Here is a 15,539-nt window from a genome sequence, read left to right as displayed (position 1 = left end):
AGAACAGCCCAGCCGCAGGTACAAGCGTACCTGCGGCCCATAGCTATCAGCGAGGCACTACAGGCTTGCGGGCTGGCTTGCCGCCTTTGCCCTTGCCACCCTTGGCTGCATCCATGCGCTCCTTGGCGGCCTGCTTGTTGCGCGCCATTGCGGCGGCCTTGGCCTCTTCGCGTTTGTCCCACGGCTTGCTGCCATCGCTGCCACGCGGTGGCAGGCCAGTATGCTGGGTCTGGATCAGCGTAGTCTTCGTGTTCTTGGCAACCTTGTGGCTGCCGGCTGGCGTCGAGTTCTTGCGGCGCGCACTTTGATAGCTGTCGGTCGCCGGCTGATGCAACGGGATCAGTTGATCCTTGCCAGGCCCGATCAGATCGGCACGGCCCATGCGTTCAAGGGCCTCGCGCAACATCGGCCAGCCTTTAGGGTCGTGATAGCGCAGGAAGGCCTTGTGCAGACGACGCTGCGCTTCACTCTTCACAATCGTGACTGCGTCGCTCTTGTAGGTGACCTTGCGCAAAGGGTTCTTGCCGGAGTGGTACATGGCCGTGGCAGTGGCCATTGGCGACGGGTAGAACGCCTGCACCTGATCCGCGCGGAAGCCATTGCCCTTGAGCCACAGCGCCAGGTTCATCATGTCTTCATCGGTGGTGCCGGGGTGTGCGGCGATGAAGTAAGGAATCAGGTACTGCTCCTTGCCGGCTTCCTTGGTGTACTTCTCGAACATGCGCTTGAACTTGTCGTAGCTGCCAATGCCCGGCTTCATCATCTGGTTGAGCGGACCTTCCTCGGTGTGTTCCGGGGCGATCTTCAGGTAACCACCCACGTGGTGCGTTACCAGCTCTTTGACATACTCCGGCGACTCGACCGCCAGGTCGTAGCGCAGGCCAGAGGCGATCAGGATTTTCTTCACGCCCGGCAGGGCGCGGGCGCTGCGATACAGCTGAATCAGCGATGAGTGATCGGTGTTCAGGTTCGGGCAGATACCAGGGAACACGCAGGACGGCTTACGGCAGGCCGATTCGATCTCCGGGCTTTTGCAGGCGATGCGGTACATGTTCGCGGTCGGCCCGCCCAGGTCGGAAATCACGCCCGTAAAGCCCGGCACCTTGTCGCGGATCTCTTCGATTTCGCGAATGATCGACTCTTCGGAGCGGTTCTGAATGATCCGCCCTTCGTGCTCGGTGATAGAGCAGAAGGTGCAGCCGCCGAAGCAGCCGCGCATGATATTTACCGAGAAACGGATCATGTCGTACGCAGGGATCTTTTCCTTGCCGTACGCAGGGTGCGGGACGCGCGCGTAAGGCATGCCAAACACGTAGTCCATTTCTTCAGTGGTCATCGGAATGGGCGGCGGGTTGAACCAGACGTCGACCTCTCCATGCTTCTGCACCAACGCACGGGCGTTGCCCGGGTTGGTTTCAAGGTGCAGGACGCGGTTGGCGTGGGCATACAGCACGGCGTCGTTGCGGACTTTTTCCACCGATGGCAAGCGGATGACCGTCTTGTCCCGGGTCATGCGTGGGCTGGCAAGAATCTGCACCACCTTGGCTTCGTTGGGGTCCTCGACGTTGCCTTTTTCCTGCTCGATGGCGCAGGCCTGCGTGTCCTGGGTGTTGACGTACGGGTTGATGATCTTGTCGACCTTGCCCGGACGGTCAATACGCGTGGAATCGACTTCGTACCAGCCCTGCGGCGTGTCGCGACGAATGAACGCGGTGCCGCGCACATCGGTGATGTCTTCGATCTTGTGGCCGTAGGACAGGCGCTGAGCGACTTCGACAATCGCACGCTCGGCGTTGCCGTACAGCAGGATGTCGGCGCAGGCATCGATCAGGATCGAGTTGCGAACCTTGTCCTGCCAATAGTCATAGTGGGCAATACGACGCAGGGAAGCTTCGATGCCGCCCAGCACGATAGGCACATGCTTGTAAGCTTCCTTGCAGCGCTGGCTGTAGACCAGACTTGCGCGATCCGGACGCTTGCCGGCCATGCCGCCAGGGGTATAAGCGTCATCGGAGCGAATTTTCTTGTCCGCGGTATAGCGGTTGATCATCGAGTCCATGTTGCCTGCAGCGACACCGAAGAACAGGTTCGGCTCGCCGAGCTTCATGAAATCGTCTTTGGACTGCCAGTTTGGCTGCGCAATGATCCCGACCCGAAAGCCCTGGGACTCAAGCAGACGGCCGATGATCGCCATGCCGAAAGACGGGTGATCGACGTACGCATCACCGGTAACGATGATGATGTCGCAGGAATCCCAGCCAAGCAGATCCATCTCTTCCCGGCTCATGGGCAGGAAAGGTGCTGGTCCGAAACATTCGGCCCAGTACTTGGGATAGTCAAATAACGGCTTGGCTGCTTGCATGTTCAGGACCTACGTTTGCACGTTGGAAAAATCGCGGGCGCGGAATATAGCACATTTTTTGATCAAACCCGACGACAGTGGTCGGATTTGATGGGCCTGACCTCGGGTCAATCGTCGTCGAAGTTGTAACTGCCCGGTGCCAGGTTCTCGAAACGCGTGTATTTGCCGATGAATGCGAGGCGCGTGGTGCCGATCGGCCCGTTACGCTGCTTGCCGATGATGATCTCGGCAATGCCTTTATGCTCGGTTTCCGGGTGATACACCTCGTCCCGGTAGACGAACATGATCACGTCGGCGTCCTGCTCGATCGCTCCGGATTCCCGAAGGTCGGAGTTGATCGGACGCTTGTTCGGCCGCTGCTCCAGGGAGCGGTTGAGCTGCGACAGGGCAATGACCGGGCAGTTGAATTCCTTGGCCAGCGCTTTCAGCGAGCGCGAAATCTCGGAAATTTCGTTGGTCCGGTTGTCACCGCTCGATCCGGGAATCTGCATCAATTGCAGATAGTCGATCATGATCATGGCGATATCGCCGTGCTCACGTACGATCCGCCGTGTACGCGCACGCATTTCGGACGGGCTGATACCGGCCGTATCGTCGATGAACAGCTTGCGATCATTGAGCAGATTGACCGCAGACGTCAGCCGCGGCCAGTCATCATCGTCGAGCTGACCCGCGCGCACCTTGGTCTGGTCGATACGCCCCAGTGACGACAACATACGCATGATCAGCGACTCACCTGGCATCTCCAGCGAGTAGACCAGAACCACCTTGTCACTGCGCAGCACCGCGTTCTCGACAAGGTTCATGGCAAACGTGGTTTTACCCATCGACGGACGTCCGGCAACGATAATAAGGTCGGCGGGCTGCATTCCGCTGGTCTTTTCGTCGAGGTCGGTATACCCGGTGGACAGGCCGGTAATGGCGTTATCACTGTTGAACAAGGTATCGATACGGTCGATGGCCTTGGTCAGCAGGTCGTTGACACTGACCGGGCCACCAGTCTTGGGGCGCGCTTCGGCGATCTGGAAGATCTGCCGCTCAGCCTCGTCAAGAATTTCTTCGGCGGTGCGGCCTTCCGGGTTGAACGCACTGTCGGCGATTTCGGTGCTGATGCCGATCAATTGCCGCAATGTGGCACGGGCCCGCACAATCTGCGCGTAGGCCTTGATGTTGGCGACAGAAGGCGTGTTTTTCGCCAGCTCACTGAGGTAGCCCAGGCCGCCTACTTGTGAGGTCTGCCCTTCCTTGTCCAGTTGCTCAGCCAGGGTGACCACGTCAATCGGGCTGTTCTGATCGGCCAAACGAGCGATGGCGCGGAAAATCAGGCGGTGGTCATGTCGATAGAAATCACCATCGGAAACTTGATCAAGCACCCGCTCCCAGGCGTTGTTATCCAGCATCAAACCACCGAGCACGGCCTGTTCGGCCTCGATGGAATGTGGCGGCACCTTCAGGGCAGCGGTTTGCAGATCGTATTGCTCGGGGGTGGAAATATCGTTCATGGCCACTTCAATTCGAGGTTTGCAGAATGGGGATGGCACAAAGACAAAGGGCACGACCTGTGAACAGGATCGTGCCCGATGTTAATCCTCTGGCAGCAATGCCGCCAGACGATTACGTATTGCTTAAGCAGCCACTACGACAACGCGTACGGTCGCTTCTACGTCGCTGTGCAGGTGCACGGCTACGTCGTATTCGCCAACGTTGCGGATAGTGCCGTTCGGCAGACGAACTTCGCTTTTTGCAACTTCAACGCCGGAGGCGGTCAGTGCATCAGCGATGTCGTGCGTACCGATCGAACCGAACAGCTTGCCTTCGTCACCAGCGGTGGCAGTGATAGTCACTTCCAGCTCAGCCAGTTGGGCAGCGCGAGTTTCGGCAGATGCTTTCTTGTCTGCAGCCAGTTTTTCCAGCTCTGCACGACGCTCTTCAAACGCAGCCACGTTGGCAGCGGTTGCAGCGGTTGCTTTGCCGTAAGGCAGCAGGTAGTTACGACCGTAGCCGGCCTTAACGTTTACTTTGTCGCCCAGGTTGCCCAGGTTGGCGACTTTTTCCAGAAGGATCAGTTGCATGTGGAAATCCTCTTAACTTTTAACCTTCACCGTTCGCAGGACCATTGCCGGAATCTTTCGAACTCCGGCGACCGCGAAAATCAATCAGGCTGTCGACAATGGCAATTACCACGAGCAACGGATAGATCAGTTGCATGAACACCAGCAGCGTTATGTACATCCCTACCAGCCAGAACCGGGAAAGCCGCTTTTCAGCAACCAGACCGTGGATCAGAGCCAGCCCCGCAAACACCAGCGGTACGCTGCAAAGCGGTGTAAGCATTGCTATCTGCGGACCGAAATTCGGCCCCACCAGCATGCACACCAACAGCGCCAACGCAGGCACCAGCGGGAGTTTCACAGCGCGAAATTCACGCCCGAAACCACCAGGGTTGTACAACATCGCTTGCCAGTACCGCCCAAGAATCAGGCACAGCACACTGACGATTTGCAGCACAGCCGCTATCAGGCCATTCAGGACGGGTGCAATCAGTGCTCCCAGACGCGCTCGCTCTTCTACGTTCAACTGCTCGTAGAGCCCGGCCAGCATTGTCGGCAGATGCTTTTGCAGCTCCTGCGACATTGCTTCCAGAGGTTCGCGAAAAACCGTGCCCAGAATTACTGCATACACCACGCCCAACGCCACGCTGACCAGCAGCACGCGGACCCAGGACTCGCTGGCACGCAAAACCATTGCCAAACTCAGCGAACCGGCCAGCACCATGGCTGTACGAGGTTCGCCGAAATACCACCAGACCAAAGCCGGCAGCAGAGCCCAGGACAGGACACCAACGGCATCACTGAACCCGCGTCGCAGAAGCACAAGGCACCCTGCGGCAGCACTCAACCAGAACAACAGCGGCAATGCCGCACATCCAGCCACTACGAGAGTGGCCTGCATACGGCCGCGCATGATGAATTCAGCCAGGGCACGCATGCTTTCTATCCTTTGTTACGTTTTGTCGACTACCTGGTCTCAGCGGCCGTGGCTGTCGGTGTAGGCCAGCAGGGCCAGGAAGCGGGCACGCTTGATAGCGGTGGCCAGCTGACGCTGATAACGTGCTTTGGTACCAGTGATACGGCTTGGAACGATTTTGCCGGTCTCGGATACGTAGGCTTTCAGAGTGTTGAGATCTTTGTAATCGATCTCTTTGACGTCTTCAGCGGTGAAGCGGCAGAATTTACGACGACGGAAGAAACGTGCCATGTAATTGGCTCCTCAAAAGGTCCGTGGATTACTCGTCAGCGTTATCGCTAACGTCGCTGTTGTCGCCGTCATCGCCATCGGCGCTGTCGGAGTGCTCAGGACGGTCACGACGCTCACGGCGCTCACTGCGGTTCTCTTCAGCCTTGAGCATCTCGGACTGGCCAGTTACGGCTTCGTCGCGACGGATGACCAGGTTACGGATCACAGCATCGTTGTAACGGAAGTTGTCTTCCAGCTCGGCCAGAGCCTTGCCAGTGCACTCAACGTTCAGCATCACGTAGTGAGCCTTGTGAACATTGTTGATTGCGTAAGCCAGTTGACGACGGCCCCAATCTTCCAGACGGTGGATTTTGCCGCCGTCTTCTTCGATCAGCTTGGTGTAACGCTCTACCATGCCGCCGACTTGCTCGCTTTGATCCGGGTGGACCAAAAAGATAATTTCGTAATGACGCATGAATGCTCCTTACGGGTTGTAGCCTGCCGCTCAAAAGCGGTCAGACAAGGAGTGAATGACACTGTTGGTCTTGCTCAGGGACAGGCACATGCGCGCCTGCCGTGACAGCAAGGGGCGCAATTGTAGAGAAGGGTCGAGGGAGGCGCAAGGCAATTGGTGAATTAATGAGCAGATCGCATGGCGCGACCTGCTCACTCTGGCCAGGCGCCGAAATCAGGCCTTTTTGCCGGCAGCCTTGACACTGCGCTGACGCAGCGCTTCAAACAGACACACGCCGGTCGCGACCGACACGTTGAGACTGCTGACACTGCCCGCCATCGGCAGACGTACCAGATAATCGCAGTGCTCGCGGGTCAGGCGACGCATGCCCTTGCCTTCCGCGCCCATGATGATGATGGTCGGGCCGGTCAGATCCTGTTGATACAACTCGACCTCGGCCTCGCCTGCCGTACCGACAACCCACAAGCCGCGCTGCTGAAGCTTTTCCAGCGTGCGCGCCAGATTGGTCACAGCCACCAGCGGGATGACTTCGGCCGCACCGCAGGCGACTTTTCGCACGGCTGGCGTCAAGGTCGCAGACTTGTCCTTGGGCACGATCACGGCCAGCGCACCTGCCGCATCGGCGGTACGCAGACAGGCGCCGAGGTTGTGCGGATCGGTCACACCATCAAGCACCAGCAGCAACGGCGAACCTTCGCTGCGGTCGAGTAGCTCGTCGAGCATTGCCTCGCCCCAGACCTGACTCGGACTCACATCGGCAACCACACCCTGATGCACGCCTTCGACCCAGGCATCCATTTCGCGGCGTTCCGCCTGACCGATGGTCACGCGATTCTCACCTGCCAGCGCCACCAGCGTCTGTACGCGAGGGTCGTTACGACCCTCGGCCAGCCAGATGTGCTTGACGCGTTTCGGGTGATGACGAAGTAACGCTTCTACGGCGTGAACGCCGTAGATTTTTTCCAGCTGACTCATGACTTGGCCTTGGGTTTACGAGCGCCACCGCTTTTCGCGGTTGGCGCGGAGCCCGATTTTGACGGACCTTTACGGTGTTTACTGGCCGGCTTGCTCGACGAAGGAGCAGAGCCCGACCTGTCAGACTTTCCCGACGACGCCTTGCTACCACCCTTCGCGTCTGCCAGAAGGGCTTTTTTCAGCTCGCGGCTTTTACGCACTTCTGCGTTTTTCGCCGCCGCATCGCTCGGGCGATACGCTTCGGTACTGCTCTCCTTGGCAGAAGCGCTACGGCGACCGGACTTGGCAGGCGCCTTTTCCTTTTCCGTCGTTGTAGTGGCGGCAGGCGGCGCAGTGTCATGACCACGACGCTTGCGACCAGCAGGCGTTGCAGCCGCTGCGGTTTCGGAAATTTCGAAGTCGATCTTGCGCTCATCCAGATCAACACGCATGACGCGCACTTCGACGCTGTCGCCCAGACGGAAATTACGTCCGGTACGCTCGCCGGCAAGGCGGTGATGCAGGGGGTCGAAATGGTAGTAGTCACCCGGCAGAGCCGTGACGTGGACCAGACCTTCGACGTAGATGTCAGTCAGCTCGACGAACAGGCCAAAGCCGGTTACCGCCGTGATCACGCCCGGGAATGACTCGCCCACGCGATCTTTCATGTACTCGCACTTGAGCCAGTTGACCACGTCGCGCGTAGCCTCGTCGGCACGGCGCTCGCTCATCGAGCATTGTTCGCCCAACTGGTCGAGCAGCGCGTCGTCGTACGGGTAGATACGCGCCTTCGGAATCGTTGCAGCACCGGCACGACGTACGTGTGGAGTATCCTGCTTGGAGCGGATAACGCTGCGAATAGCACGGTGCGTCAGCAGATCCGGATAACGACGGATCGGCGAGGTGAAGTGCGTATACGCTTCATAATTGAGACCAAAGTGGCCGTTGTTGTCCGAGCTGTAAACAGCCTGGCTCAACGAACGCAGCATGACGGTCTGAATCAGATGGTAATCCGGGCGGTCACGAACGGTTTCAAGCAGCGCCTGATAATCCTTCGGTGTCGGTCCTTCCTTGCCTTTGTGCAGCGTCAGACCCAGCTCACCCAGGAATGCACGCAGTTTTTCCAGACGCTCTGGCGGCGGGCCATCATGGACGCGGTACAACGCGGGAATTTCGTGCTTCTTCAAGAACTGCGCGGTGGCCACGTTGGCGGCCAGCATGCACTCTTCGATCAGCTTGTGAGCATCGTTGCGAGTGGTCGGACGAATTTCGGCAATCTTGCGCTCGGAACCGAAGATGATCCGGGTTTCCTGAGTTTCGAAATCGATCGCACCGCGCACATGACGCGCACCCAGCAACACCTTGTACATGGCGTAAAGCTGCTTGAGGTGCGGAACCACGTCGCCGTATTCGCCGCGAAGGCTTTTGGCTTCAGCCGTTTTCGGCTGTTCCAGGATCGTGCTGACCTTGTTGTAGGTCAGGCGAGCGTGGGAGTGGATGATGCCTTCGTAGAATACGTAGTCAGTCATCTCGCCGGTCTTGGAGATGGTCATCTCGCAAACCATGGCCAGACGATCAACGTGTGGGTTCAGCGAGCACAGGCCGTTGGACAATTGCTCAGGCAGCATGGGCACGACGCGCTCGGGGAAGTACACCGAGTTACCGCGAACCTGGGATTCAGCATCCAGCGCCGAGCCGATTTTCACGTAGCTCGATACGTCGGCAATGGCCACGTAGAGCTTCCAGCCACCGGAGAACAAGCGCAGTTTGCCCGGCTTGGCTTCGCAATAAACCGCATCATCGAAGTCGCGAGCGTCTTCGCCGTCGATGGTCACGAACGGCAGATGGCGCAGATCGACGCGGTGTTCCTTGTCCTTCTCTTCGACTTCCGGCTTGAGCTTCGCAGCTTCCTTGAGTACAGCCTCAGGCCACACGTGCGGAATATCGTAAGTGCGTAACGCAACATCGATCTCCATGCCCGGTGCCATGTAGTTGCCGACCACTTCGACAACATCACCTTGTGGCTGGAAGCGCGGCGTTGGCCAGTGGGTGATTTTCACCTCGACGAACTGGCCGATCTTCGCATTATTGTTGCGGCCCGGTGTTACCAGCACTTCCTGCTGGATTTTCGGGTTATCGGGTACAACAAAACCAATGCCGCTCTCTTCGAAGTAACGACCAACGATGGTTTCGTGAGCACGCGAGATCACTTCGACAATAACACCTTCGCGACGACCGCGACGGTCAAGGCCGGAAACACGCGCCAGCGCCCGGTCACCGTCGAACACCAGACGCATCTGCGCCGGGCTCATGAATAGGTCATCGGAACCGTCGTCCGGCACCAGAAAGCCGAAACCGTCACGGTGCCCGGAGATGCGACCCAGAATAAGGTCAAGCTTGTCTACCGGTGCATAAGTGCCACGACGGGTATAGATCAACTGGGCGTCGCGCTCCATCGCGCGAAGGCGACGGCGCAGGGCCTCGAATTGATCTTCGGTGGTCAGGCCGAATTCTTCGACCAGTTGCTCGCGACTGGCCGGCGAACCGCGCTCGGCAAGGTGCTGCAAGATCAGCTCACGGCTGGGAATAGGGTTTTCGTATTTTTCCGCTTCACGAGCGGCCTCGGGATCGAGGGACTGCCAATCGGCCATTAGATAGTTTTCACCTTGTATATATAGGGGTTAGTTTGGCATAGACCTCATGAAACGGGAAATTTCACGCTCAAACCACTCGACAAAAAGCCTCCCCGACCACGCTGCAAGACCCGAAACACACCGCTCGCGAATTTTTTCGACTTTTTTTCATCGCCGGGGTTTACAGCCTAAAAAGCGCTCCGTATAGTGCGCGCCATCGGCAGGTTGATGCCTTCCGATACTGCCCAGATGGTGAAATTGGTAGACACGCCAGCTTCAGGTGCTGGTGACCGCAAGGTCGTGGAAGTTCGAGTCTTCTTCTGGGCACCAATTCAGGCAACAGACTACAACAGTCTCCCGCCTCACAAAAACCCGCGAAAGCGGGTTTTTGCATTTTCGGGTTTTGATTATTAAATCAAAACAGGGGTTTACAGAGCAAAATGATCGCCGTATAGTGCGCCCCATCAACGGCGGAGACGCTGCTGATGCTGCCCAGATGGTGAAATTGGTAGACACGCCAGCTTCAGGTGCTGGTGACCGCAAGGTCGTGGAAGTTCGAGTCTTCTTCTGGGCACCAATTCAAAAAAACCGAGCCAATGGCTCGGTTTTTTTTTGGGAATTGCAAAGTCATTTACTTCAACTCAGCAGACCGCATCCAGCTTATATCTTCAAACCAAAGCCATAGGCTGCCTCGCCAAGTATCACGATGTCTTTCAGATCCTTATCCTTGTCATCATCCGGGAAATAGCTCTTTCTGGTAAACGGAAGACTACCATTATCACTTGCCCAGACCCGTCTGTCCCACTGCTGCCCCGCAGGCGCTGCCGGGAGGTCGACACTCAACTTTCCACCACCCTCGGCACGGAGCTTGCGCCAAGTAGCCAGATCCGGAATGACAATACCTCTGCTGTCGGCAATTTTCTTGCACTCCGTGTAAGTATCGAAATTCAGGTACTCCAACGTGGAAATACCTTGGACAGTGACCGTTACGTATACAACCTGGCCAAGGGAATCTCGCACCTGAACATATACAGATCCGTTCTTCCTAGCCATCAGCAGGCCTTTAGCATCGACCTCAACGATAGACGAATCTCCAGACACGAACGTATAGGGACCTTTACCGCCACTAACAACCATTAACTGACTTGAATCGGGCGGCACTGCAGCAGTGCTGCCTGGCTTCGGATACGCAGCGCTCAAAGACACATCTGAAAACTTGACACTCAGCAAGCTGCCTTGCGGTTTGATTGTCAAACTCAGCGTCGGAAAGTCTTCAGCGTAGGTGTCACTGAAGTCACCATCGAACGCAACCTTTGCAAATACCTGCAACTGACTGCCCGCTGCCAAATTATCGAACTGGGCCCGAGTGATAGTAATAGCCAAGTCCTGCTTTGCATCGGCATCGGTCAATATTCTGGCTGTCCAGACGTTGATCTCCACCGCACTACCATCCTGGGCAGTACCCTCCAGGCGCAACCACACCCGTTGACCGGCTGCCATGAATGGCCACTTCTTGAGCGTCACCACGATGTCGGTTTTTACCGAGGCCAGATCCAGCAGATCTGCGGGTGCCTGGCCGACCACTGGCAGAGACAGGTTATGCCCACCAAGTGTATCGACCTCGATGATGGTGTCGTCAGACTCTATCGGATTGATCAGCCCGTTGCGCGTGACCTGGTAATAGACCCAGACCTCTGCCCCGGTGTTGGAACCAATTGCCGAGGCTGGAATAACGAACTCCAATGCCTTGCTCACACTGCCGACAGTTTGTTCGGCTATAGCTGGCGTCCCGGGGCCGTCAGTACCAATCCAGAAGAGCCGAACCTTGTCGCCGACAGCAATGGCGGGGTAAGGCTGAACAACCACTGTTGTGCCATTTTGCACGGCCATCGGATCAAGAACCCCGTCAACAGACGCCGGAACCTCAGGAGCAGGAAGCAATAGACCCGCCACCTGAGTGCCTACCGAAAACAGTTCTTCCTGAGACCTGAACTTCTGAGTCTTGCCGCCAAGCCCTTTTCGCTCAATAACGTAATAGACAATGGCCTTTTTGTTGAGCGCTGTACTGATGGAGGCCGCGGGAACATTGAATACCAGGTCGATATTCACGTTGGCCGCATCAACAGCCTGAACACCCAATACGACCGGATCACCACCCTCGGCCGGCTGCCAATAAGCCGTAACACTATCTCCCATCTGAGTCTCGGCGTAAGGCACGGTGAGTTTTGTTCCAACGCTCGCAAGAGCAGCATCCATCTTGCCATCTTTGACACCGCCCACCACCGCGCCGGTCAAAACCCTGGAATCTGCAGCCTCCTGATCCTTCTGACTGCCGACGAAAAACTGATAGTCAGCAGAACGAAAGCTGACTTTTCGGCCATCTGGCAGAACGCGCTCAAGCAGGTAAAAAACCGTCACAACCTTGCCCCGGTTGAATTCAATAGGATTATCCAGATACACATCAAATGACATGTCGCCATCGACATTCTGCTGGGTAATAACCCCCTCATCGGTAAACGTCTTCTGTTTTGACGAGTCACTCCAGAATAGCGTGATCTTGTCTTTTACCAAGGTTCCAGCGGAAGGAATATGAACATTGATAGAGTCAGCAATTTTGTCCGGATCGAGACGATTATCAGAAACTTCGTTGATAAATGGCGGCAAACTCGCAAGGCTTGGTCCTACATAGATATTGCGCCTGGGCGAGGTATACCAGATGCCCCCTCTATACACCTTGTAGTAGATACTCATAATGCCATTGACCAGCGGCTTGATATCAGCATCTGTCCAGGTAATTTTCATTGGACGCCGCTGTAGATTATTTGCACTGATGGGGCGGTCTTTGTCCGTAAATTTAATTGCATTCTGCTTGGCGCCCACGCCCTCCCTGACCAGTTTTACGGTGTCCTCAAGCTGAATACCTGGGTAATCGAGACTGACAGTGACAAAGTTGACTGTAGCCTTGGCACTGATGTGATCCGGGTCGATAGAGTCGTTGACAGCTTCCAACAGTTCGGGCGCCGGCAGATAAAGACCTCGAATCTGAAACTCAAGAGATCGCGATGTGCGAACCTTGCCAGTCTTGTTGGAACTTGCGGGCCTGACGACATACTGAACAGTCGCCGTTTGACCGGCGAGCGCTTTCACAATATCAGACGGAATCGTCACGGTGCGTACATCACCACCCACGACAGATAGCGCTGTGTAAGTCGTACTCCAACTAATCAGCGTTCCACTCTGAGACTTACCCTTGAAATTAATCTGAACGTGCTCGCCAGGAGCAAAACTCAAGTAGTTGTTCCATATCGACGGCAGCCTGACTCCGAGCCCCCGCCCTGCAAGGTAGGACATATCCGACGGCGAGGGGGGGCGATGACGGCTTGTCGGGGTAGCCTAACTGAACATATTTTACTCCTGTAACCGCATCAGTTCTCCAGACGCCTCCAACACCTACCGGGGCAAGAGGACTTTCCAATAAGGCAGTCATATTCATTCCATCCATAGAAATAAAGTTAAATATCTGGCTGTGCGCTCTGAGGTAAGCACAGTACAAAGTGCTCATTCGCGATCATGAGCTCTTGCTCACTGTAGGGGGGCATTGCCCATAGGGTTACTATCAGAACTGACAGGTAGGCATTTCAAAAAACTTCCTGCGATTATCCAGACACAGCCAACCTCGCGTCCTTGAAAGTTAGCGCTCGATTATTCGCTTCGCCGTCAGCACGTGCTAGACATCGTGCTGGGTGCCTCACAGACCAAGGTGTAAACGAAGGCCTTTTCCCGAAAACGTTCTATACCTCAAGCCCGAAACTGCCCCAGGCTCGCCTTCAACTGCGCAGCCAGCCCGTTTAGCACTTTGCCGCTAGCAGTCGTCTCAACCACCGCTTTTGCGGCTTTCTCGGCCTGTGCGTGAATCACCTCCACCCGGCCGCGAACGGCCTGCGCACCTTCAGCCTGATGAACGGCAGCCTGAGTCGCCAGCCCAATGGCCGCATGCACCTGCTCGACGGACGCCTGCACGGTCTGCTGGCGTTTGGCGCTGTCACGTAATACCTCCAACCCTTCCTTGGCCTGTCGGCCAGCGATGCCGATGGCAGCGACCGCCTCTTTCGCACCGCGCTGCAAGGCGATGATGTGTTCCTGGATATCGCCCGTCGAGCTTTGTGTCTTGCTGGCCAGCGCACGCACCTCGTCAGCTACCACGGCGAAGCCCCTGCCCGTTTCACCCGCGCGCGCCGCTTCGATGGCTGCGTTGAGTGCGAGCAGGTTGGTTTGTTCGGCAATGCCGTGAATAACTTCCAGCACAACCTCAATCTGCTGGCTTTGCTGCGCCAGACGCTCGATGACCTGCGCACCGGTTTCGACCTGCCCGGCCAGCGCCTCGATCAAACCGCCGACCTGATTGGACGTGCGGGTGTTTTCATCGGTCGCCTGCTTGATATCGACCACTTGACGTAGGGCTGCCTGCATCGCCTGGCTTTCCGACTGCGCCTCATCGGCCATCTGCTCCAGCGCCTTGAGGCTGGCCGCCACTTCGTCTCGCTGCAGTTCGGCTGCAGCATCGGCGCCGGCGTTGCGCTGGCTCATCACGCCGATTTCCTGCCCGGTGCGCTGCGCCACCTCGCCCGCCTCACGAACGATAGGCTGCAACTTGTCGATGAAGCGATTGACCGCCGCCGACATGTCGCCGATTTCGTCATTACTGTCCAGCTTGACGCGCTTGGTCAGGTCGCCCTCACCCGCCGCCAGATCATTGAGCGCAGCGATCAGCAGATGCAGCTTGCTGACGACTCGACGCCCGAGCACCACCGCCAGTAACAGCAGTACGCCCAGGCCGACCAGCGCCAGCCCCATGCCGATCCGCCAGCGCAAGGTTTCGGCGGCTTCCTGAACCGCAACACGTGTATTGGTGGTCATTGCAGCACCCGCCGTCTGAGCGGATTGCAAGCGCGTGCGCAAGGCGGTCGAACTGTCTTTGGAGGCACTGGCAAGGCTGTCGGAAACCAGTTGCTCGCCACTGGTTATCAGGGTGGCGAAACGCTTGTCCAGCGCAGCAAGATTTTCCTCGACCGTTGCCGTCGACACTCCCATGCGCACCTTGCCGATCTCGACACCGTTAGGGCTGATAGAGGCCTCGACGTAATACACCGACGGGTCGTTTTTCGCGGCATTGAGGATCTTGTCCATCGCCCGCTCGCCTTCACCCTTGGCCAGCAGCGCCTTGACCAGCGGGTTATCGCGGTTCATGTACCTCGTAAGGTGCTCACCTGCGGCGTCGTCATAGACCACAAACAACACGTTGGGATTGCGCTGGGCGCGTCGGGCAAATTCGGAAAGGGTTGGCGTGTCGTTGTCCCACATGGCGCGCGGGGCAACCGCAGCCAGTAGCTCGGCCATGTCAGTGGCGGACTCTCTCAGGTCTTTTTCCAGCGTGGCACGCAGTTGGGCCTGCTCTTCCTTCAGGCGGGTAGAAAGTCCGACGCTCAAGCGCTGACGCGTACTGGCTGAAAGCGAGTCGAGGCTCGACGTCACTTCGCTACTCGCCAGCTCCAGCTCGGAGGAAAGATGTTGCGAATCTACCCCAAGGCGATTGGCAAGGTCAGCCTCAAGCGCTGTGACTGTGCTCCGGGTAAGAGCAACCGCCACGATGACCTGCACCAAAAGGGCAATGCCCAGGGCAATGAAGACCGGGCGCAGCAGACGGCTTTGCAATAGAGATAAGACAGCAGACACAGGAGAATCCCTCCACCCTCAGCGCCATTAAAATGATGGCACTTTTCTGTCATCTTTGTAGCAAGCGCCGTGCCGTGACACAAGTCTCACTTTTGCCGCAATCGAATCCTGCGGACGCTGAAAACAAAAAGGGCCGCAAACGCGG

The 15,539-nt window shown here is 57.2% G+C and carries 9 protein-coding genes, 2 tRNA genes and 1 pseudogene; 2 read left to right on the top strand and 10 right to left on the bottom strand.

Features of this window, described 5'->3' with window-relative positions; genetic code table 11:
- Window positions 1-46 precede the first annotated feature (46 nt).
- From RYB66_RS25990 to rnr, 8 genes are all read right to left on the bottom strand, one after another.
- Window positions 47-2,362 carry a YgiQ family radical SAM protein gene (locus RYB66_RS25990; protein ID WP_316895837.1) on the bottom strand — a complete coding sequence of 772 codons (2,316 nt, stop codon included), beginning with the start codon at window positions 2,360-2,362 and terminating at the stop codon, window positions 47-49.
- 107 nt (window positions 2,363-2,469) lie between these two features.
- Window positions 2,470-3,864, bottom strand: a complete 1,395-nt coding sequence (gene dnaB / locus RYB66_RS25985) for a replicative DNA helicase (RefSeq protein ID WP_002551832.1) — start codon at window positions 3,862-3,864, stop codon at window positions 2,470-2,472.
- Window positions 3,865-3,987: 123 nt separating this feature from the next.
- On the bottom strand, window positions 3,988-4,434 hold the full coding sequence (gene rplI, locus RYB66_RS25980; RefSeq protein ID WP_002551831.1) for a 50S ribosomal protein L9: 447 nt from the start codon (window positions 4,432-4,434) through the stop codon (window positions 3,988-3,990).
- A gap of 19 nt (window positions 4,435-4,453) precedes the next feature.
- Window positions 4,454-5,350: a hypothetical protein gene (locus RYB66_RS25975; RefSeq protein WP_004666401.1), complete on the bottom strand. Its 897-nt coding sequence runs from the start codon at window positions 5,348-5,350 to the stop codon at window positions 4,454-4,456.
- Window positions 5,351-5,389: 39 nt separating this feature from the next.
- Window positions 5,390-5,620, bottom strand: coding sequence for a 30S ribosomal protein S18 (gene rpsR / locus RYB66_RS25970; protein ID WP_002551829.1), 231 nt, complete (start codon window positions 5,618-5,620; stop codon window positions 5,390-5,392).
- A 28-nt stretch (window positions 5,621-5,648) separates the two neighbouring features.
- Window positions 5,649-6,074, bottom strand: a complete 426-nt coding sequence (rpsF, locus tag RYB66_RS25965) for a 30S ribosomal protein S6 (RefSeq protein ID WP_002551828.1) — start codon at window positions 6,072-6,074, stop codon at window positions 5,649-5,651.
- A gap of 213 nt (window positions 6,075-6,287) precedes the next feature.
- Entirely contained in the window at window positions 6,288-7,049 is a 762-nt protein-coding gene (gene rlmB, locus RYB66_RS25960; protein ID WP_004666402.1) for a 23S rRNA (guanosine(2251)-2'-O)-methyltransferase RlmB, read from the bottom strand.
- Window positions 7,046-9,679 carry a ribonuclease R gene (gene rnr / locus RYB66_RS25955; RefSeq protein WP_057402890.1) on the bottom strand — a complete coding sequence of 878 codons (2,634 nt, stop codon included), beginning with the start codon at window positions 9,677-9,679 and terminating at the stop codon, window positions 7,046-7,048. The genes rlmB and rnr overlap by 4 nt, the downstream gene beginning before the upstream one ends.
- Before the next feature lie 225 nt (window positions 9,680-9,904).
- Between rnr and RYB66_RS25950 the strand changes: the two genes are divergently transcribed.
- Window positions 9,905-9,991: transfer RNA gene (locus tag RYB66_RS25950), tRNA-Leu, on the top strand.
- A 160-nt stretch (window positions 9,992-10,151) separates the two neighbouring features.
- Window positions 10,152-10,238 (top strand) — tRNA-Leu (locus tag RYB66_RS25945).
- Window positions 10,239-10,321: 83 nt separating this feature from the next.
- Here the strand turns inward: RYB66_RS25945 and RYB66_RS25940 are convergent.
- Window positions 10,322-13,148: pseudogene (locus tag RYB66_RS25940) on the bottom strand (hypothetical protein).
- A 311-nt stretch (window positions 13,149-13,459) separates the two neighbouring features.
- The gene (locus RYB66_RS25935; protein WP_004666404.1) at window positions 13,460-15,394 is read right to left on the bottom strand and encodes a methyl-accepting chemotaxis protein; all 1,935 of its coding nucleotides are present in this window, start codon (window positions 15,392-15,394) and stop codon (window positions 13,460-13,462) included.
- Between the last annotated feature and the right edge of the window lie 145 nt (window positions 15,395-15,539).

The sequence above is a fragment of the Pseudomonas syringae group sp. 243L2 genome (genome assembly GCF_032587875.1).
GTDB classification, from domain to species: domain Bacteria; phylum Pseudomonadota; class Gammaproteobacteria; order Pseudomonadales; family Pseudomonadaceae; genus Aquipseudomonas; species Aquipseudomonas amygdali.
The sequence above is the reverse complement of the archived record's forward strand: the minus strand, read 5'-3'. Positions and strand labels throughout refer to the sequence as shown.

Bases quoted from the DNA above. Each gene is read 5' to 3' on its own strand.
- rpsR (WP_002551829.1), bottom strand. From the start codon at position 5,620: ATGGCACGTTTCTTCCGTCGTCGTAAATTCTGCCGCTTCACCGCTGAA.
- dnaB (WP_002551832.1), bottom strand. From the start codon at position 3,864: ATGAACGATATTTCCACCCCCGAGCAATACGATCTGCAAACCGCTGCC.
- rnr (WP_057402890.1), bottom strand. From the start codon at position 9,679: ATGGCCGATTGGCAGTCCCTCGATCCCGAGGCCGCTCGTGAAGCGGAA.
- RYB66_RS25990 (WP_316895837.1), bottom strand. From the start codon at position 2,362: ATGCAAGCAGCCAAGCCGTTATTTGACTATCCCAAGTACTGGGCCGAA.
- rpsF (WP_002551828.1), bottom strand. From the start codon at position 6,074: ATGCGTCATTACGAAATTATCTTTTTGGTCCACCCGGATCAAAGCGAG.
- RYB66_RS25975 (WP_004666401.1), bottom strand. From the start codon at position 5,350: ATGCGTGCCCTGGCTGAATTCATCATGCGCGGCCGTATGCAGGCCACT.
- rlmB (WP_004666402.1), bottom strand. From the start codon at position 7,049: ATGAGTCAGCTGGAAAAAATCTACGGCGTTCACGCCGTAGAAGCGTTA.
- rplI (WP_002551831.1), bottom strand. From the start codon at position 4,434: ATGCAACTGATCCTTCTGGAAAAAGTCGCCAACCTGGGCAACCTGGGC.